The 506-nt window shown below is 57.9% G+C and carries 1 pseudogene; it reads right to left on the bottom strand.

The features are described from left to right. Window positions 1-506 (bottom strand): annotated as a pseudogene (locus tag AC3IFE_RS01465) (hypothetical protein); the annotation flags it as partial.

Genomic DNA, 506 nt, shown 5'->3' with positions numbered 1-506 from the left:
TGGCGACCGATCATCTGACCGAGATTGTCGTATATCAGCGTCGTGCGAAGTTGTCCGTCGTTTCCACAATCGATCTGCTCGATCAGTTCGCCGGCGACGTTGAATCGAAATTGTTGGCGCCGACCATCGAACCCGATTTGCTCGATGATGCGTCCCAGTTGGTCGTACGCAAAGGTGCCACGTTCGCCCTTGGGGTTCGTCAGTGCGGTGAGCTTGCCGCGCACATCGTACTCGAATCGATATGAGCTACCCATCGCGTCGATTATGCTGAGTGGCCGGTCATAGGCATCCCATCCAACTCGCGTAACGCGACCGAGCGGATCGGTATACGCGACCGGCCGGCCAGCTTTATCGTACGCGGTGCGCCAGCACCCGAGTCCGGCAGGTTCGATTGCAGTCGTGTTGCCGGCAGCGTTGCCGAGAACCTTGGTCGTTTGCCCTAACGCATTCGTCGTGCTTGTTTGGCGCCCGAAGTCGTCGTATGCGTATTGAGTCTTGAACCCTGA

It is taken from the genome of Burkholderia sp. APQ4-4ca (genome assembly GCF_057837105.1).
This window is presented reverse-complemented; position numbering and strand designations above follow the sequence as displayed.